This window comes from Branchiibius cervicis (genome assembly GCF_042661605.1).
Classification (GTDB): domain Bacteria; phylum Actinomycetota; class Actinomycetes; order Actinomycetales; family Dermatophilaceae; genus Branchiibius; species Branchiibius cervicis.
This window is the reverse complement of sequence record NZ_JBHSWJ010000002.1, coordinates 3,577,394-3,593,594: the sequence shown is the minus strand read 5'-3', so window position 1 is coordinate 3,593,594 and position 16,201 is coordinate 3,577,394. Positions and strand designations below refer to the sequence as shown.

Genomic DNA, 16,201 nt, shown 5'->3' with positions numbered 1-16,201 from the left:
CCGCACGTACGTCGAGGGGCCGCCGGTGTGTGCACCGGCGGCCCCTCGTCGTGCTGGGACAACGACGCGATCAGCAGGACATCGCCAGCGAGAAGTAGGTGTCCTCGGCGTTGCCGTCCTTGTTGGTGACCTGGACCGTGACCGTTGTCGGGTCGGAGGAGTAGGTCATGTCCGCCGTCACGTCCCGGGTGCCGTCGAAGATCAGATCCGAGGTCGTGGCCGCGCACTTCCGCACGTTGCGGTCGAATTCGATCTCGTAGCGGCCGGCGGAGATCCGGTTGGTCGAGACCACACCCGACGAGCCGCCGTACGGGGTGCCGCTCGGCGAGAGCACCACATACAGGGGTTTGACGTAGTAGCCGGTCACGTCGGCCGCCACCTGCGCCTTACCCGGGGTCTTCAAGGTGAAGGCCCAGGACCCGCCTGCCGTGATCGGCAACGTGATGCCGTTCGCGATCGCGTCGCCGGACCGCGGGTAGTTGATGGCCGAAGCCACCGGCTGGGCGGTGCCGGCCGGCCAGGCGTACATGTAGCTGCCCGAACCCGACTGGCCGATCGCCACCAGGTTCAACGACAGGGCCACCGCGTAGCTCGGCACGCCGCAGCCGCTGGACTTGCCGCCTTGGCCGGACAGATTGCCCACGGCCTTGAAACTGCGTTGGGAGTTGTTCAACCGGCCCCCGGCGAGACGGGTGTCCACCACTCGGCAGGGTGTGACCGCGACGAGCTGCAGTTGTGAGCCGGCGTTCATCGCCGGTGCCCCCGCCACGTGGGCGACCCGGCCGCCGGACGGAGAACCGTTGGGGCTGCTGCCCCTCCGGCGGCGAGGGCGACAGTGGCGCTGGAAGCAACGAGGACGGCCGCGGCGACGCCCGCGACCTTGGGTGAAAAGTGACGAGGACGCATAACGGTTCCTTCAGTGAGACGGTCGGGCGGAGGATCGTCCGCTCGTGTCCGGTTAAGAGCCCGCCAGCACCCCTGGGAATACGTCGTCGCCGGTCATCGGAAGCGTCTAGAACGCCCGTTCGAAGTTACACACATGTAGTTATCCACGGCCTGTGGATAACCCTGGGGATAAGGTCGCGCAGGTTCAGAAGCCGTAGGCGCGCAGGATCAACGCGGGCACATCGGCGGTCTGGTAGCGCCACACCGCCAACGCGACCAGGACGACGACCACCGCGGCCAGCGCCGCCCATTGCCACGACGGGTGCTTCTTCAACGCGGTGTAGATGGCTGCGCACACGCCGCCGGTGATGGCACCGCCAAGGTGCGCCTGCCAGGCGATCCCCGAGACCACGAAGCCGATGACCGCGTTGATGGCGATCAACACCACGATCTGGCTGTAATCGCGGCCCAGGTGCCGGTTGAGCACGACCAGGGCCACGAAGAGCCCGAAGACCGCGCCCGATGCCCCCACGGTGGGCGTGAACCAGCCGGAGCGCAGGGCGTCCTGGACGTTGGTGGGCGTGCTGGCCAGCAGCATGTAGCCCACCGAGCCGCCGAAGGCCGAGATCAGATAGAGCGCCGCGAAGCGGACGCGGCCCAGCAACGGCTCGAGATACTGCCCGCAGATCCACAGGGCGTACATGTTGAACAGGATGTGGAAGATCGAGTCCGGGGAGTGCGCGAAGGCGGAGGTGATCATCCGCCAGGGCTCGGAGCCTGCTTGCACCGGCGCGAACCAGATGTCCGCGGTGAAGGAGGGCACCGCCTTCTGGATCAGCCACACCACGGCGCAGATGCCGATCAGGGTGTAGGTCACCACCGGCTTGCCGCGGGTGACGGTGCCGCCGAAGATGCCACCCGCCGTACGCACGGATTTGGCGCCCTCGTTGACGCAGTCGACGCACTGGATCCCGACGGCGGCCGGGCGCTGGCACTCGGGGCAGGTCGGCCGGCCGCAGCGCTGGCAGGACACCAACGCGACCCGGTCGGGGTGGCGCGGGCAGGTGGGCAGGGCGGGTGCGTTGCCGGAGGGTGGCTCGGTCATGCTCATCTCAACGTTCGGGTACGCCGTGGGGTTGCCCCACGGCGTACCCGATCCTGGTGGTTGGGTCGGTTCAGCGCACGCTCAGCGCTGAATGTCCACGGATTCGATCACGACGGGCTCGACCGGACGGTCCTGTGCGCCGGTGCGCACCGCGGCGATCGCATCGACCACGTCACGGCTCGGCTGGTCGGCGACCGCACCGAAGATGGTGTGCTTGCCCTGCAGCCAGGTGGTCGGCGCCACGGTGATGAAGAACTGCGAGCCGTTGGTGCCCTTGCCGCCGCGCTTGCCGGCGTTGGCCATGGCCAGGATGTACGGCGCCGTGAAGTCGCGGGCCGGCGAGATCTCGTCGTCGAACTCGTAACCCGGACCGCCCACGCCCTGACCCAACGGGTCGCCGCCCTGGATCATGAAGCCGGGGATGATCCGGTGGAAGACCACACCGTCGTAGAACTTCGTCGGGTTCGAGCGCCCGGCGTCGTCGGTGTATTCCTTGGTGCCCTCGGCCAGGCCGACGAAGTTCTCGACGGTCTTGGGGGCGTCGTTCTCGTAGAGGTCGACGACGATGTCGCCGTGGTTGGTGTGCAGCGTTGCCTTCATGCGGCCAGTCTGGCACGCCCTGGGATGCCGCATCGCATGGTCTTGGGGCCCCAGCCACCCGGTCGGGGCACAAGACCGGCAGACTGGGACCGAGCACTCCGGTCGCTTCGAGGCGGCCGGCCGAACCGCAAAGGGGCAAGACGTGGCCAAAACCCGGACCGAAGGACTGCTGGACGCCGTGCACGACGCCGGCGAGAAGCTGAGCGAGGAGTTGGCGGCGGCGAAGGAAGCAGCGGCCCCGGTACTCGAGGAGGCCAAGGAGAAGCTGGCCGAGGGCGCCGAGCACGCCAAAGAGGTCGTCTCGGAGAAGACCGAGGAGGCCAAAGAGGTTCTCGCCGACAGGACGGAGCGGGCCCGCGACGCGGCCGACGACCTGAGGGACACGGCGGCCGAGCGCGCCGCCGAGGCCAAGGACACTGCGGCCCACCGCTTCGCCGACGCGAAGGAGACGGTTGCGGACAAGGCGGCCGATCTGAAGGAGACCGCCGCCGACAAGCGGGCCGACCTGAAGGACACCGCTGCACACAAGGCCGCGGACGCCAAGGACAAAGCGGCCCACACAGCAGCCGATCTGAAGGACACCGCCGCCGACAAGGCGGCCGACGCCAAGGCCGCGACCGCGGACGCGGTCAACACCGCTTCGAACCTGTCCGCCCAGGACGTGCGGGACCTGTTCGAGAAGGAGTGGCTGCCCCACCTGAAGGAAGGGCTCGCCGCTGCGACTGCGGCAGGGGTAGCGGCCGCACAGAACAGCAAGCAGACCCTCGTCGGGGCGCCAAAGAAGAAGCGCGGCAAGTTCTTGATCGTGGTCGGGATCGCCGGGCTGGCAACCGCCGGTGCGCTGATCGTGTCGGCCCGACGCAAGAAGGCGAAGCAGGCCGAGCCCCAGCAGGCGGCAGCCCACATCGCCGCGCAGGTCGAGGAGACCACCGCAAAACTACAGAGCGAAGCCGCGGACGCCGGTGACACGGTGGCCGACAAGGCCGACGACGCCGTTGCAGGAGTGGAGAACTCGATCGACCAGACGATCGACGGCGCTCAGACGCGGCGCGCCCGTCGCAACAACTGAGCCCTCACGACTCACTGACCGGTAGCACCGGGGTCTGGGTGCCGACGTCCTGGTCGAGCATCCGGGCCCGGGTCAGGGCCGTGGTGCCGAAGCGCTGACGTACGTCGTCCACGGCCTGTTCGAGTTCCGCGCGGGTCCGGTCGCGTCGTACGTCCTCCAACGGCAGGAGCAACTGCTCCGAGCCGCAGGGGTCCAGTCCGGACAGCGTCACTCCGACCAGGGTGAGCCCGCGGTCCACGGCCTGGCCCCACACGTCGTACATCAGGGATCGGGTGGCAGCCAGGATCGGCGCGGTCGAGTCGGTGGCACCGGCCAGCGTGCGCGAGCGCGTGGCGCGGGAGTAGTCCGCCCAGCGCAGGCGCACGGTCACGGTGCGTGCTCGCAGCCCACTGTCACGCAGCCGGTGGGTGACACGGTCGACCAAGCGGGTGAGGATGTCGTCGATCTCGCTCTCGCTGCGCGGTCGCGCTCCGAAGGCACTCTGTGAGCCGATCGATCGCCGGCGATGGCCGGTGTGAACCGGCCGCGGATCGCGCAGGTTGGCGACGGCGTGCAGGTGCCGACCGGCGGCCGCACCGAGGGCCTGGGTGAGCGTTCGTTCGTCGAGCGCGGCCAGTTGACCGACCGTGCGCACCCCCGCGAACGCAGCTTCTCGGCGGTGACTTTGCCTACGCCCCAAAGCCTTTCGATGGGCAGCGGGTGAAGGAAGCCGGCCTCGTCGGCGGGCACCACGAGCAGCCCGTCGGGTTTGCAATGCGCGCTCGCGATCTTGGCCAGGAACTTGGTGCGGGCCACCCCGACCGAGATCGGCAAACCCACGCTGCTGCGCACCTGCTCCCGGACCCGGACGGCGACCTCTTGCGGGCAGCGGTAGCTTCGCCGCAGCCCGTCGACGTCGAGGAACGCTTCGTCGATCGACAGCGGCTCGACCACCGGGGTGATGTCGCGCAGGACGGCGAAGACGTCCTTACTGGCCTGCGAATAGGCCGACAACCGGGCGGGTACGACGATCGCGTCCGGGCACAACGGGCGCCAGACCCGCTCGGGCATGGCTGCGCGCACACCGCACGCCTTGGCCTCATAGCTGGCCGCCATCGCGATGCCCCCGCCGACGATGACCGGTCGGCCGCGCAACGAGGGGTCGTCGCGTTGCTCGACCGAGGCGAAGAAGGCGTCGAGATCGGCGTGCAGGATGGACCCCTGCGTCTGCCACGAACCGCCATTGGACACGAACATATGTTCGCACCGTGGGCTGACACGGTGCGTCGAGCGCAATTTGTTGCATTCAAAACGGACCTGTGCAAGTGGGCTGCCCGATCAACAATGCCTTTCTATGGTTCCCCTATGGCCTACGTTCCCGCGACCTACGCGCCAGTGCCGTGGCTGATGCGCGTCTGGCGGCATTGTGCGCCGAATCCGGATCTACGTACCCAACGCACCATCGCCCCGCTGATGCGCAGCTACCCCGGCGTCGCCAAAGACCTTTCGTACACGACGCTGTCGCGCTACGAGAACGGCGCGGTACCGGTCACGCTGGAGATCGTGTCCGCCTTCGAGCAGGTGCTCGGCCTGGCACCGGGGATCATCGGTGCGCACCTGGAGGACAGCGCGGTGGTGCACATCGATCGGATGCAGCGCCGGTCGCTGCTGGATCGGGTGGACAGCGGCCTCAACGGCCCCGACTGGCACCGCCTCAGCCACCTGCTGACCGCACCGGCCGGCGGACTGGTGTTGCGCAGCGCCGACACCCAGGCCCTGATCTCCCGGCTGATGACCGAGATGACCGTATCCCTCGGGTCGGCATACCAGTTCCGGATGCGGGCCCTGATCCGGTTGGCCAAGGACGAGTTCACCCGCGACCTGGTGGGCGATGCAATCGAGGAACACCTCTCGGCCTGCGGGTACTCCGTCATCGGAGACACCTTGGAGCTGTTGCCCAAGGCCCACCATCCGCGCACCGCCGAGGTGCTGATGGACAGTTACCAGAAGCTCGAGGGCGTTGCGCTGCTCCTTGCCGGCGGAGCGATCGAACTGGCGGTCGTCGAGGATCAGATCACACCGGCCTTCTGGGCCCGTCTCGGCGAGCAACTCCTTGCCGATCTCAGCCAACCCGGATCGTCGCGATACGAGCCGGCGGTGTTGATCTTCAACCTCCTGGTGCGACCCGCCCAGACGCACCTGCTGGCCCGGCTGGGGGACCGGGCCCGACGAGATCTGCTCGAGCACCGCGCCGCGCGGTCGGCGGCCGACCGCAGCCCCGAGGAGACCCGGGTGCTGCGGGCCCGGTGCGATCGCATCGCGGAGAAACTGCTCGAGCAGACGCGCCCGCACCGGCCGGCCACCCTGGTCGAGGGGCTCATCTACCGGTTGCGCGAAGCCTTGTCGGATGAGATCTCACCCCTGACGGGTGCGATCGTGCTGGCCTCCAGCCCGTTCGCCGACGCGCTGTCGCACCATCTGGAGCATCACGACCAGGATCTGCCCGGCGCCCAGGTGACACTGAACTCCTGCCAGCGCTACGACGCGGGTTCCCTCGGCGACACCTACCGACAGGCCGATCCGGACCAGCGGGCCAGATTGCTGGTGCCGTTGGCACACAACCGCGCATTCCCGCCCGACATCGACCTGGGTGCGGAGATGCGCGCGCCCAACGTCGAGCGGCGACGACTGCTCTATGCCGCAGGGATGTCGGCCCACCCGGGCCTGGAGGAACTGTCCCAGGAGACCGGCCTGGCTCCGTTGGAGCGCACTGCGGTGCGTTGGTGGTCGCAGGTGGACATCCCCCCGGCCTAAGCGATCAGGCGGGCGTCTTTTCGCCAGCCTCGACCGCAATCGGCAACCGGTTGCGCGACGGCGGGAGCGGACAGGTGGCGTACGGCGTATAGGCGCACGGCAGGTTGATCGCGCGGTTGAAGTCGAGCGTGACCCGGCCCTCGGCGTCCGGCGCGGGGACCGACAGGGCCCGGTTCGCGGCGTACGTGCTGACCCCACTGGTCGCATCGCGCAGCAGCACCAGCAGATCGTCCCCGTGCCCGGGGAACGCCACGAGGGTCAGGTCCTGCCCGTCCTTGGTGAAGTGGATCTCGCCGGGTGCGTCGTAGACGTGTTGCAGACCGTCGACCGCGGCGCCGACCGTGGTGGGGACCGGCTCGTCGTACGCCGTGTAGCGGCCTTCGACGACCCAGGACGGGTCGGGGGCGAAGGCGGGTGTGCCTTGGTACGCGGTCAGGATCTCGTGGTCGGGGTGCCGCGGACGGATGATGTCCTCGCCACCGCGCTTGGCGATCTCGATGACACCGTCGCCGAATCCCACTGTCACACCGGCACGTTCGGGGATGACTCCGAAGTCGACGGTACCTTCGAGGCGCTCGCCGTCCTTGGTCAGCGCCTCGCCGTCGTCCAGACGGACGTGGATGCCGCGGTCGTCTGCCCACCACTGTCCGGGGGCCCGCTCGAATCGCTGGGGTTGGTCGGTCAGGAAGTGCAGACCGGTGACCGCCAGGAAGCCGTGCCGGTCGGACCGGACCTGCTCGTGGTGGTCGTGCCAGCGCTGCCATTCGGAGGCGAAGTCGGTGCTGTGGATGACGGCGTTGCTCATGGCTGCTCCCTCGGGGTGGCTCTCACGCTTGCCCGCCGGGGATCCGATCGGGCCGGGCTTTCACCTGGAGCACCCCACCGCGGTAGGAGGGTTGCCGGTCAGCCAGCCAGGGCTTGTCGCTGACGCTCAATGCCTACTTTGAAAGTAGGGGATGTGCGGTCGGCTTGTCCACTTCTGTTCGGACCACTCATCTCAGGCTCTTAGCGGCTCGGGTGCAATACGGTTTGCCTATGAAGAAGCTCAAGCTGACCCTTCTGGCGCTCGGCCTGATCGCGCTCATCGTCGGCGCCGTGATGCTGTTCATGGCGGTCAGCGTCGACATGAAGGTCGTCTGGGAAATCGCGACCCGCTACCAGGGCGGTGGCACGAAGGAGACGCTGCACGACCCGCGGCCCAAGATGCTGATCATCAGCGGGATCGCCCTCGGTGCCGGGGTGCTGATCGGTCTCGGGCTGGGGCTGCCACTGCATCGCGCCCTGTCGCAGAAGAAGCTGGATGCGTTGGTAGACCAGCGGGTTCAGCAGCGGCTGGCCGGGTCGGCGCCGGAAGCCGCGACCGAGTAGCTAGCGGCGGGCGTCGATCAGATGCCTCGTCGAGTGCGCGACGAACGGCTCGCCCCGCCGCATCCGGGCATCCAGTTCACGTAGCTGCAGGTCGTAACGCTCCACGGTGAAATCCGGCACCCACCACACGCATTTGCGTAGCGTCCACACCACGGCACCCACGTCGTAGAACTCCATCCGGCAGCGCGCCGTACGCAGATCAACGACCGTCAGCCCAGCGCTCCTCGCCTCTGCCGCTTCGGTTCTCGGATCCCGCGCCGCGCGTGCTTCGGGCTGCGCGCCGAGAAAGTACTCGATCAACTCGAACGCCGACGCCGGACCGACGTGCTGTGCGACGTAGTGCCCCTCCGGCTCCAACACCCGGCCGATCTCGGTCCAGTCCGGCTGCACCGGGTGCCGGGAGGTGACCAGATCGAAGGATCGATCCGCGAACGGCAACGGAGCACCTGGATCGGTCTGCACCACACGGACGCCGCGTCCCGCCAGCCGCGTCCGCGCCCGGTCGGCGTTGGGCGGCCACGACTCGGTGACCGTCATGGCCGCAGGGAGCACGGGGGCTTCAGCGATGACCTCCCCGCCACCGGTGTCGATGTCCAGGGCGCGCCGCGCCTTCGCCAGCCGGCCGGCCACCAGGTGGGCGTACCCCCAGGGGGCCGTTCCTCCGTGGCCCGACCGGCCAGCCACTCGAATCCCCATCCGGCGACGTCGGCGGCCTCGGCCTCGGCGATGAGCTCCGCATAGGGCCTCATGAGTCCATCGTGCCAGTCCCGCTCGGGCGCCGGTCGGGCCGCGACGACGCCCATCGGTGCCTGCGTACGGATAGGTTCAGTGACGCCATGGATGAGGAATCGCACGACACTGCGCGGGCGGCGGCAGAGCGCCTCGGATTGGGTGCGCAATACCAGCGGCTGCAGGAACGACGGGCGACTGCCTTTGTGCCGGCAGTGGTACGCCGGTTCCAGGACATCGACGGCGGCACGCAGGCCGGCCTGCTCTCACTCACGCTGTTCACGACAGTCCTCCCGTTGGTCATCCTGGGCTTCGGATACTTCAGCGGGTTCGCCGCCAACATCAGCGTCGGCGTGCTCTTCCAGCGTCAGCTCGGGCTGAGCGGATCCCTCGGGCAAACGGTGCGCGAGGCGTTCGGTGCAGCCGATGCGTTGCGTTCGTCCTGGACCGTGGTCGGTCTCGCCGGGTTCCTGGTGTGGGGGATTCCGATGACGTCCCAGGTGGCCGGAATCTTTGCGGCCGCTTGGCGCCGCGAGCCGTTGACCTTCTGGCAGCGCGTGGGCCGCGGGACGCTGTGGTTCGTCGCCTACCTGGTCACCCTCGCGATCCACGACGTCGTCGCGTTCGGTGGTGATCACCCACTCTCCGTGGCGATTCCGCTGTATCTGGTGTCGTTGATCCCGCTCTGGGTGTTCTGGACGGTGACCCCTGCCCTTCTGGTGCGTGAGGGCGGCCGGGGCGCACGGTTCCTGGTGACGGCCGGTTTCGCCGGTCTGACCATCGACGGCGTCATTCTGCCGCTGGTGGAGCGGCTGTTCGCGCCATCCCTGCTGGAGGGGTGGAACGGTTTCGGACCGATCGGCGTCGCGATGGCGATCATCATCTGGTGCGGCGCGATCGCCGTCGGCTGGGTCCTCACCGCATGTGTGGGCGCGGTGCTGTGGGAACGATCCGCACCGTCGGCGACGGTGCTGGAAGTGGAAGCCGCCCCCGGCGCCGAATGACCGGCGTACGCCGACTGGCTGCGAACTCAGCCGTGCTCGTGCACGCGGCCGAACGGGTCAGCCCCGCAGCGACCGTTCGAGCGGGGTCGGGAAGACCGGCCGGACCACGGCACCCTCCATGCGGCTGCCGAGGTCTGCCGCCGCCTCGTCGACAGCGACCCGCGCCTCGGCGCCGTAGTCACCCGGGACCGCCGTGCGCAACTGGCCGTCCGGGCCCACGGCCCAGGCACCGATCAGCTGCCCGTCCCACCACACCGTCGGACCGAGGTTGCCGTTGCGGTCGAAGACCAGGTCCCGGTCGAGCCCGAGGAACCAGTCGCGGTGCTTCCAGCCCATCGGGGTCGGATCCAAGGCCGGGAGAAGGACTGCGGTCGGTGCCGTGTCCGGTGCGGGCTCGAGTTGCGCCTCCAGGGCCACGCCTGGCAGACCGTGCAGATCGACGTCCACCAGCGGGAGATCCTGGAGCGCTGCGCGTACGGCGGTCTTGGTCCAACCGGTCCACCACTGCAGGTCATCCAGCGTGGCCGGGCCGAATGCGGTGAGCCACCTGATCGCCCAATTACGTTGCGCCTCAGCCGGATCGACCGATGGTAGGCCATCCGGCCACCAGGCGGTCACCGGTTCCCAGCGATGGCTGCGGACCGTCCATGCGGCACCGGGGACGGAACGCACCAGGCGTCCTTGCGCGCTCATCATCGCCAGCAACGTGCTGGTCAGGTTCTGCGGTTGGTCGGATGCGGCGGCGGGGAGGATGGTCGTCGCCAGCCGCGGCTCGGCCCTTGCCAGCTCAGCCCCGGTCGCCGTACCCAGTTGTCGTAACGCCCCGTCGGCCGCGTCGGTGACGTCGTCGAGCCAGTCGGCCAGGTCACCGTCGACCGGCGGCTCGGTGCCGCCTCGGCGCAAACGGCTGAGCAAGCGGGTGCGCAATGTGGCGGCCAGCGGGGTGCTGACCGCCGCCTGGACGACGGGGACATCCGCGCGGTCGAAGACGAACAAGGTACGTCGCATGGCCAGCCACCGGACCAGGGATCTCTGCGTGTACATGGCGGCGGCGATATCGGCCAAGCTGGTGGTGCGGCTGCGGGCGAGCACCGACAGGTAGGGCGAGGCGGGGTCGGTGGCGTGCAACGCGAGCACGGACGTGACCACCTGCTCCGGGCCATCCGCGTCACCGGCGAAGTGGTGACGGCGCGCGATGATTCGCCGTCGCTGCAATTCGCTGATGCGCGGTGCGGCGCTCACGGGTGCAGTTCTTGGGCGAGCATGACGATGATGCCGCTGGGGCCGCGGACGTAGGTGAGTTTGTAGGTGTCTTCGTACGTCGCGACTCCCCTCAGCGGGTAGCAGCCGTGCCGAGCGGCGATGTCCAACGCGGCGTCGATGTCGTCGACGGAGAAGGCGACCCGGTGCATGCCGATCTCATTCGGCTGCGTCGGTTGCGTCTCGATGGCCAGCTCGTCGAGGTATTCGAAGAGTTCCAACGTGCCCTGCCCGTCGGGGGTTTGCAGCATCGCGATCTTGGCGTGGTTGCCGTCGAGACCGACTGCGGTGTCGGACCATTCGCCGCTGACCGTGTCCCTGCCGACCTCGGTCAGGCCCAGGTCGGCGAAGAAGGCGATGGCCTCTTCGAGGTCGTGGACGGCGATCCCGACGTTCTCCAGTCTGATGGGCATGGTTGGCGCGCTAACGGAGCCGTGACGCCTCAGGCAAGGGCGCGCCGGAGCGCCGCCACGCGGGTGGCCACGATGCGCTGCGACAACGCGGCTTCCGGCGCAAAGACCTCCGAGGCGTGGTAGGCACCCGGGTAGACGTGCAGCTCCGTGGGCACTCCGGCCTGCATCAGCCGGTTCGCGAAGGCGATGTCCTCATCACGGAAGAGGTCGCACGTGCCGACATCGATGAACGTGGGCGGGAGTCCGGTGAGGTCCTCGGCCCGGCTGGGCGCGGCGTACGTGTCAGCCTGGGCGTCCCCGAGGTACCAGGCCCACGCCTCGATGTTGCCGGCCCTGTCCCAGATGCCGACGTCGGTGATCTCCTGACTCGACGGGGTCACGTTGCGATCGTCGATCATCGGGTAGATCGGCATCTGGAAGCACAGCGCCGGGCCACCGCGGTCGCGGGCCATGAGCGCGGTGGCGATGACCAGGCCACCGCCCGCACTGCCGCCGAAGAGGGCCAAGCGCGCGGGGTCGATCCCCAACTCGGTCGCGTTGTTTGCCGTCCACGTCAGACCGGCGTAGCAATCCTCGACCTGCGCCGGGTGCGGGTTCTCCGGTGCGAGGCGGTATTCGACCGACACCACCACCGCGCGGACCTGCTCGCAAATCATCGACGCGACGGCGTCCTCGCCGTCCACGTCGCCCAGGATCATGCCGCCGCCGTGGATGAAGTAGACGCCGGGCAGCACGCCCTCGACACCTTTGGGCCGGTAGATGCGCACGGAAATGTCTGGCTCACCGGGCGGACCCGGCACAGCGCGGTCCTCTCGGGTGACGTTCTCGTTCTCGGGGGCCTCCATCGTGGCGAGCGCTGCCTTGAGGGCGGCGCGGCGCTGGACGATGTCGCTGATGGCGTTGAAGCCGCCGGGCATCGCCTGCAACAACTGATCCAGGGGCACCTTGGACTCGGGGTCGATGCGGTCCTGGACGGTGGGCTGAGACGTCGCTGGCTCCATCACTCAGGTATAACCCCTGAGGCGGGGCTGGGGCGACATTGGCTGTCTCTTCCGGCAGACCTGGCCGTGGTGGAGCCAACGGGACTCGAACCCGTAACCCCCTGCTTGCAAAGCAGCGGGTTACCGCAAGTCCTCCCTGGTCAGGAGGATTTTCGAGATCGACCGGGACCCATCTGGGCGCACACTCCAGACCAGGGGGATTACCACGCCACAATGGTGCCGAGTTGGCTCTAGTTTCTCCCGTTGACTGATCCTATTCTCTTCCGCTCCCACCTCGTTGACCTGTCGAAGGGGACTGTGGGGAAGCACCCCCACCGAGGCGATCCTTCGCGCAGTATCCCGCGCATAGCGTTCGCCGCATCCGTTCTGTGCGTGTCGGCCGAGTGCCTCGAACACGGCTCCGACCGGCTGGGATGCTGGCTTGGTGACCGATGCTGAACACACGCCGCGGCGACACCGGAAGGGTCTGGCCCGGGAACAGGAGATCCTTCGGGTCGCCACCGACCACTTCGCAACGTCCGGATTTCGGGGGCCTCGCTGCGGGAGATCGCGGCGGCCTGCGGTATCGCCCATTCCAGCCTGCTGCGCTACTTCCCGTCCAAGGAAGCGCTGCTCGTCGCCGTGCTCGAACGGTGGGATCGCACCGAGGCGTCCGACTTCTACGTGCCCGAGGATCGGTCGGGTCCGCAGATCCTGTCCGGACTGGTGGCCTTGGCCGAGCAGAACGCCAACGCGCGAGGCGTCGTTGACCTGACCACGACGTTGGGCGCCGAGGCCGTCGACCCCGATCATCCCGCGCACGCCTACGTGACCGACCGGCTGGAGCGGATGCGGCTGGTCGTCGCAGACGCACTGCGCCGGGCTGAGGCCGCGGGTGAGCTGCGCGCGGACGTTGATATCGCGGACGCCGCCGCAGGCATCGTCGCGTTGGTCGAGGGGGTGCCGCTCCAGTGGCTCTACGCCCCCAGCACGATCGACATGGCCGGTGCGCTGGCCACCATGATCCAGGCGCTGCTCCTGGTCCCACTGCCCGAGTGGCGACCACGGGATTAAAAGCTACCACCTGGTCGGTTATCGTTTACGTACGACAAAGTGCCGTGCCTTCGCGACCCACCGGGCCCAGCGCCGCTGGACCTCGTCACGAAGCCGCCATGCGTGGAGGAGTCTCACGTGAACAGTTACGACTACATCATCGTCGGTGCCGGTTCGGCCGGGTCGACCTTGGCCTACCGTCTGAGCGAGGACGGAACGAAGCGGGTACTGGTCCTGGAGGCCGGCGGCTCGTCACGCCGACTGCTGATCGACCTGCCCCTCGGCTGGACCGAGCTGCAGAAGTCCACCAAGGTGCTGTGGCCCAACATGACCGAGCCTGAGCCGGGACTGGAGGGCCGGTCGCTGTGGGAGCCCACCGGCAAGGTGCTCGGCGGCACGTCATCAATCAACGGCATGATGTACACCCGCGGCAACGCGCGTGACTACGACGCGTGGCGCGACACCGGACTTCCCGGGTGGGGATACGCCGATGTGCTGCCGTACTTCAAGCGCGCCGAGAACAGCGAGCGCTCCGACACGGTCTACCACGGCCACGGCGGGCCCTTGAACGTCACGCCCATCGACGAGGAGCCGTTCCTCTATCCCCGATTCCTCGAGGCTGCCGAACGCATGGGCTATAAGCACGAGGACGACTTCAACACCGCGGACGTCGAGGGATTCGGTCTGCCCGAGTTCACTGCCTACAAGGGCGTGCGCAACAGCACCGACCGGGCCTTCCTGCGCCCCGCCCGCAAGCGGCCGAACGTCGACGTCGTCACGCACGCCCAGGTCAAGCGGATCGTGCTCGAGGACGGCAAGGCTGTCGGCGTCGAGTACACCAAGGACGGCAAGGACACGACGGTCAACGCCACCGAGACGATCGTGTCGGCGGGTGCCTTCCGCACCCCGCACCTGCTGATGCTCTCGGGGATCGGCCCGGCCGAGCACCTGCGCGAACGTGGCATCCCCGTGCAGGTCGACCTGCCCGGTGTCGGACAGAACCTGCAGGACCACCCGATGATCTACCACTTCTTCCGCGCATCACAGCCCGTGACGTTCGAGAACCAGACACGATTGGACCGGCTTGCGGTCGCCGCGGTGCAGTGGGTGTTCACGCACTCCGGACCGCTGGCGAGCAGCCCGATGACGATCCAGGGCTTCATCAAGACCGACGACGACGTCGAGTACTCCGACATGCAGATGCAGATCGTGCATGCGTCATTGGCCGCGAAACCGTGGCTGCCCGGAGTGGTCAAGGGCGCCGGCCATGTGTTCTCCGGCGGTGGTCTCTACCTGCGCCCGAAGAGCCGGGGCCAGGTGACCTTGAAGTCGGCGCATGCCGAAGACCTGCCGAACATCCGCTTCAATGTGCTGGACAACGAGGACGATCTGCGCGCCATGCGCGCGATCTCGCGCAAGATCCGCGAGTTGTTCGCCACCGAGCCCGTCGCCTCGCTCATCGCGCAGGAGGACGTCCCTGGGTCGCAGGTCCAAAGCGACGAGGAACTGGACGCGTTTCTGCGCTCGGCCACCAGCACCGGCATGCATCCGGCCGGCACCGCCAAGATGGGTCCGGCTACCGATCCCGACGCGGTCGTGGACGGTGAGCTGCGGGTGTACGGCGTTCCCGGGCTGCGCGTGGTCGATGCGTCGGTCATGCCCACGGTCGTCAGCGGCAACACCAACGCGCCGACGATCATGATCGCCGAGAAGGCCGCCGACCTGATCCTCGGCCGCACCCCATTGGCGCCTCAGCCCGACGCTTGGGACGGGGCCAGCGCCTGATCGCTGCGGCCTGAGCCCCACGGAACCGTCGAGCGACGGGCGGTGGGGCTCAGGCGCGATCACGGCGCCAGCGGTGATTTCTCGGGGGTTCTCGGCGCACCCGAGGCAACACGCATCACGACTGGTGTCGACCAAATCGCTACCAATGAAGTCCGGTTGAACTTGAGTCGTCCCACAATGTCAGAGGCCCCTCCCGAGCCGGGTAAGGGCCTTCGACCTGCGATCTTGTGGAGCCGAGGGGACTCGAACCCCTTACCTCCGCCTTGCAAAAGCGGCGCTCTACCAGGTGAGCTACGGCCCCTTGTTTAGTTGTGGACTGTTGCGTGCAAAGCAGGCGCGCCCACCGGCGCAGAAGAATGATCAGCGAGCGGGAGGCTGGTCGGAGGCCTGGATCCAGACGCCCGGCTTGGCCGCTGCCGCCTGCTGCCGCTTCACGACCGCCAGAGCAGCCGCTGCCACACCGGCGAGAACGACGAGCTTCTTCATCAGAATCTCCTAGCGGCGGGCGAGGCGACGATCGTGCACAACGTGGGCCTAAGAGGACTTGAACCTCTGACCTCTTCCTTATCAGGGAAGCGCTCTAACCGACTGAGCTATAGGCCCGTAATCCTGGGCTTCCGACACTCCGGGAGCCCGGACGAGATTACCCCAGCCGCAGTGCCCCACCCAAATCGCGGCGCCGGCGAAGCAGGAGCGCCTCAGCGTCTGCGCGGGTTGTCGACATTTGCACGGGTTGTGGCCCGCGCAAACGTCGATAAGGCGCGCGAACAGGAGCGGCCGGGTGACAGGATCGACACCGTGCTCATTTACAAGATCCTCAAGCCCGCCGAGTGGGAGCAGTGGCAGGTCGAAGGCACCTTCGCCGGCAGCGAACTCGACCAGCAGGACGGCTTCGTGCACTGCTCCACCCGCGAGCAGGTGCCTGGCACCGTCGACCGCTTCTTCGAAGGTGAGGACGACCTGGTCCTCGCCACCCTCGACGCCGATGAACTAGCCGCGCACCTGAAGTGGGAGAACGACTTCCCACACGTCTACGCCGCGCTCACCCTCGAGGACATCGTCGAGGCAGCGCCCTACGAGCACTAACCCCGGCAGGTTTGGAAGCAGTTGCCCCGAGAATTTCAAGGGGAAGGTGCAAGGGCTTCCACGGCGCCCCT

At 68.0% G+C, this 16,201-nt stretch carries 18 protein-coding genes, 2 tRNA genes, 1 pseudogene and 1 riboswitch; of the genes and pseudogenes, 8 read left to right on the top strand and 13 right to left on the bottom strand.

The window, feature by feature from the left end:
- Positions 1–70 precede the first annotated feature (70 nt).
- The 3 genes from ACFQBT_RS18610 to ACFQBT_RS18600 all read right to left on the bottom strand — a co-directional run bounded on the left by ACFQBT_RS18610 (position 71) and on the right by ACFQBT_RS18600 (position 2,590).
- A complete protein-coding gene (locus tag ACFQBT_RS18610; RefSeq protein ID WP_377825027.1) occupies positions 71–700 on the bottom strand; it encodes a hypothetical protein in 630 nt (209 codons plus the stop codon).
- 390 nt (positions 701–1,090) lie between these two features.
- A complete protein-coding gene (locus ACFQBT_RS18605; protein WP_377825025.1) occupies positions 1,091–1,990 on the bottom strand; it encodes a rhomboid family intramembrane serine protease in 900 nt (299 codons plus the stop codon).
- An 81-nt stretch (positions 1,991–2,071) separates the two neighbouring features.
- On the bottom strand, positions 2,072–2,590 hold the full coding sequence (locus tag ACFQBT_RS18600; RefSeq protein WP_377825023.1) for a peptidylprolyl isomerase: 519 nt from the start codon (positions 2,588–2,590) through the stop codon (positions 2,072–2,074).
- 142 nt (positions 2,591–2,732) lie between these two features.
- Here ACFQBT_RS18600 and ACFQBT_RS18595 point away from each other — a divergent pair, with 142 nt between their 5' ends.
- On the top strand, positions 2,733–3,659 hold the full coding sequence (locus ACFQBT_RS18595) for a hypothetical protein (RefSeq protein ID WP_377825021.1): 927 nt from the start codon (positions 2,733–2,735) through the stop codon (positions 3,657–3,659).
- 4 nt (positions 3,660–3,663) lie between these two features.
- Here ACFQBT_RS18595 and ACFQBT_RS18590 read toward each other — a convergent pair whose 3' ends face one another.
- Both ACFQBT_RS18590 and ACFQBT_RS18585 read right to left on the bottom strand, forming a co-directional pair.
- Positions 3,664–4,104: a DinB/UmuC family translesion DNA polymerase gene (locus ACFQBT_RS18590; RefSeq protein WP_377825558.1), complete on the bottom strand. Its 441-nt coding sequence runs from the start codon at positions 4,102–4,104 to the stop codon at positions 3,664–3,666.
- Complete coding sequence (locus tag ACFQBT_RS18585) at positions 4,026–4,895, bottom strand: Y-family DNA polymerase (protein ID WP_377825019.1); 870 nt, start codon at positions 4,893–4,895, stop codon at positions 4,026–4,028. The genes ACFQBT_RS18590 and ACFQBT_RS18585 overlap by 79 nt, the downstream gene beginning before the upstream one ends.
- Before the next feature lie 108 nt (positions 4,896–5,003).
- Between ACFQBT_RS18585 and ACFQBT_RS18580 the strand changes: the two genes are divergently transcribed.
- Positions 5,004–6,452, top strand: coding sequence for a hypothetical protein (locus ACFQBT_RS18580; RefSeq protein WP_377825017.1), 1,449 nt, complete (start codon positions 5,004–5,006; stop codon positions 6,450–6,452).
- A 4-nt stretch (positions 6,453–6,456) separates the two neighbouring features.
- Here ACFQBT_RS18580 and ACFQBT_RS18575 read toward each other — a convergent pair whose 3' ends face one another.
- Positions 6,457–7,257, bottom strand: a complete 801-nt coding sequence (locus ACFQBT_RS18575; protein WP_377825015.1) for a DUF1684 domain-containing protein — start codon at positions 7,255–7,257, stop codon at positions 6,457–6,459.
- A gap of 19 nt (positions 7,258–7,276) precedes the next feature.
- Positions 7,277–7,391: riboswitch (SAM riboswitch) on the bottom strand.
- Positions 7,392–7,487: 96 nt separating this feature from the next.
- Here ACFQBT_RS18575 and ACFQBT_RS18570 point away from each other — a divergent pair.
- The gene (locus ACFQBT_RS18570) at positions 7,488–7,820 is read left to right on the top strand and encodes a hypothetical protein (RefSeq protein ID WP_377825013.1); all 333 of its coding nucleotides are present in this window, start codon (positions 7,488–7,490) and stop codon (positions 7,818–7,820) included.
- On the opposite strand, the gene ACFQBT_RS18565 is transcribed toward ACFQBT_RS18570, so the two are convergent.
- Positions 7,821–8,450, bottom strand: coding sequence for a class I SAM-dependent methyltransferase (locus ACFQBT_RS18565; protein ID WP_377825012.1), 630 nt, complete (start codon positions 8,448–8,450; stop codon positions 7,821–7,823). It lies immediately after the preceding gene.
- Between the two features lie 206 nt (positions 8,451–8,656).
- Here ACFQBT_RS18565 and ACFQBT_RS18560 point away from each other — a divergent pair, with 206 nt between their 5' ends.
- Entirely contained in the window at positions 8,657–9,553 is an 897-nt protein-coding gene (locus ACFQBT_RS18560) for a hypothetical protein (protein WP_377825010.1), read from the top strand.
- Between the two features lie 57 nt (positions 9,554–9,610).
- Here ACFQBT_RS18560 and ACFQBT_RS18555 read toward each other — a convergent pair whose 3' ends face one another.
- Genes ACFQBT_RS18555 through ACFQBT_RS18545 form a run of 3 tightly spaced genes read right to left on the bottom strand, consistent with a single transcriptional unit; the run spans position 9,611 to position 12,227 of the window.
- Entirely contained in the window at positions 9,611–10,795 is a 1,185-nt protein-coding gene (locus ACFQBT_RS18555; RefSeq protein WP_377825008.1) for a winged helix DNA-binding domain-containing protein, read from the bottom strand.
- Positions 10,792–11,226 carry a VOC family protein gene (locus tag ACFQBT_RS18550; protein ID WP_377825007.1) on the bottom strand — a complete coding sequence of 145 codons (435 nt, stop codon included), beginning with the start codon at positions 11,224–11,226 and terminating at the stop codon, positions 10,792–10,794. Before ACFQBT_RS18550 ends, ACFQBT_RS18555 begins: the two co-directional genes overlap by 4 nt.
- Before the next feature lie 29 nt (positions 11,227–11,255).
- Positions 11,256–12,227 carry an alpha/beta hydrolase gene (locus ACFQBT_RS18545; protein ID WP_377825005.1) on the bottom strand — a complete coding sequence of 324 codons (972 nt, stop codon included), beginning with the start codon at positions 12,225–12,227 and terminating at the stop codon, positions 11,256–11,258.
- Positions 12,228–12,749: 522 nt separating this feature from the next.
- Here ACFQBT_RS18545 and ACFQBT_RS18540 point away from each other — a divergent pair.
- From ACFQBT_RS18540 to ACFQBT_RS18530, 3 genes and pseudogenes are all read left to right on the top strand, one after another.
- A pseudogene (locus ACFQBT_RS18540) lies at positions 12,750–12,839 on the top strand (TetR family transcriptional regulator); the annotation flags it as partial.
- Positions 12,840–12,848: 9 nt separating this feature from the next.
- On the top strand, positions 12,849–13,280 hold the full coding sequence (locus ACFQBT_RS18535) for a TetR family transcriptional regulator C-terminal domain-containing protein (RefSeq protein ID WP_377825003.1): 432 nt from the start codon (positions 12,849–12,851) through the stop codon (positions 13,278–13,280).
- A gap of 117 nt (positions 13,281–13,397) precedes the next feature.
- A complete protein-coding gene (locus tag ACFQBT_RS18530) occupies positions 13,398–15,044 on the top strand; it encodes a GMC family oxidoreductase (RefSeq protein WP_377825001.1) in 1,647 nt (548 codons plus the stop codon).
- A 228-nt stretch (positions 15,045–15,272) separates the two neighbouring features.
- Here ACFQBT_RS18530 and ACFQBT_RS18525 read toward each other — a convergent pair.
- The 3 genes from ACFQBT_RS18525 to ACFQBT_RS18515 form a co-directional block, all read right to left on the bottom strand.
- Positions 15,273–15,345, bottom strand: a tRNA-Ala gene (locus ACFQBT_RS18525).
- Positions 15,346–15,404: 59 nt separating this feature from the next.
- Positions 15,405–15,530 (bottom strand): DLW-39 family protein, encoded by a 126-nt coding sequence (locus ACFQBT_RS18520; protein ID WP_211310263.1) that lies wholly within the window; start codon positions 15,528–15,530, stop codon positions 15,405–15,407.
- Positions 15,531–15,573: 43 nt separating this feature from the next.
- Positions 15,574–15,647 (bottom strand) — tRNA-Ile (locus ACFQBT_RS18515).
- 195 nt (positions 15,648–15,842) lie between these two features.
- On the opposite strand from ACFQBT_RS18515, the gene ACFQBT_RS18510 reads away from it, so the two are divergent.
- Positions 15,843–16,130, top strand: coding sequence for a DUF952 domain-containing protein (locus tag ACFQBT_RS18510; protein ID WP_377824999.1), 288 nt, complete (start codon positions 15,843–15,845; stop codon positions 16,128–16,130).
- Positions 16,131–16,201: the final 71 nt, after the last annotated feature.

Excerpts from the sequence above, each read along its gene's own strand:
- ACFQBT_RS18605 (WP_377825025.1), bottom strand. The coding sequence starts at position 1,990 with ATGACCGAGCCACCCTCCGGCAACGCACCCGCCCTGCCCACCTGCCCG.
- ACFQBT_RS18600 (WP_377825023.1), bottom strand. The coding sequence starts at position 2,590 with ATGAAGGCAACGCTGCACACCAACCACGGCGACATCGTCGTCGACCTC.
- ACFQBT_RS18585 (WP_377825019.1), bottom strand. The coding sequence starts at position 4,895 with ATGTTCGTGTCCAATGGCGGTTCGTGGCAGACGCAGGGGTCCATCCTG.
- ACFQBT_RS18580 (WP_377825017.1), top strand. The coding sequence starts at position 5,004 with ATGGCCTACGTTCCCGCGACCTACGCGCCAGTGCCGTGGCTGATGCGC.
- ACFQBT_RS18575 (WP_377825015.1), bottom strand. The coding sequence starts at position 7,257 with ATGAGCAACGCCGTCATCCACAGCACCGACTTCGCCTCCGAATGGCAG.
- ACFQBT_RS18570 (WP_377825013.1), top strand. The coding sequence starts at position 7,488 with ATGAAGAAGCTCAAGCTGACCCTTCTGGCGCTCGGCCTGATCGCGCTC.
- ACFQBT_RS18560 (WP_377825010.1), top strand. The coding sequence starts at position 8,657 with ATGGATGAGGAATCGCACGACACTGCGCGGGCGGCGGCAGAGCGCCTC.
- ACFQBT_RS18550 (WP_377825007.1), bottom strand. The coding sequence starts at position 11,226 with ATGCCCATCAGACTGGAGAACGTCGGGATCGCCGTCCACGACCTCGAA.
- ACFQBT_RS18545 (WP_377825005.1), bottom strand. The coding sequence starts at position 12,227 with ATGGAGCCAGCGACGTCTCAGCCCACCGTCCAGGACCGCATCGACCCC.
- ACFQBT_RS18520 (WP_211310263.1), bottom strand. The coding sequence starts at position 15,530 with ATGAAGAAGCTCGTCGTTCTCGCCGGTGTGGCAGCGGCTGCTCTGGCG.